The organism is Mesoflavibacter sp. CH_XMU1422-2 (assembly GCF_037029245.1).
Classification (GTDB): domain Bacteria; phylum Bacteroidota; class Bacteroidia; order Flavobacteriales; family Flavobacteriaceae; genus Mesoflavibacter; species Mesoflavibacter zeaxanthinifaciens.
The window spans coordinates 1-602 of sequence record NZ_JAYMEE010000072.1; the positions used below are offsets into that span (position 1 = coordinate 1).

Consider the following 602-nt stretch of genomic DNA (forward strand, 5'->3'; position numbering starts at 1 on the left):
AGTATAATCTGAAGTATCAATATCTGTTTCGCTAAATATTTCTTGAGATAAAATGTTATATAACTTAACAGATGTTATGTTGTGTAACTTAGGGTTATTAATAATAATACTTGATTGACTGTTGTTGTAATATGTATTAATGTCTTGAACAATTACATTATCTTCAATACTAAGAGTAGAAGAAGTACTAAATACCATAGAGAAACGATCTAGATATTCGCCAGCAGGTAAGTTAATAGTAAAATCGTTGGCTCTAATATCATGATATGTACTTGTTGCATTATCAAAGATATAAATCTCTAAATTATCAGGAACATTTTCTAAAGCATCAATAGTAAAAGTATTGTTACCACTATCATCAGTATGTATACCAATAGGTAGTACGGTATTAACATCGATAACATCAGTCCCTTGAATAATGTATTTATTACCTTCAATCATCCAATACATATCATCCACTTGGTCTTCATTATTAACACCATCATATCCCCAATCTTCTCCTGCAGTAGCATGAGAATCTTGAGTAACTAATAGTTGTCTATGTATACCATTAACAGTATTAATACCAAGTCTAATTTTTAAACGGTTATCAATATTGTATG

1 pseudogene is annotated in these 602 nt (G+C 29.1%); it reads right to left on the reverse strand.

What is annotated here, in order from left to right:
• Positions 1 to 602, reverse strand: a pseudogene (locus WA340_RS12660) (LamG-like jellyroll fold domain-containing protein); the annotation flags it as partial.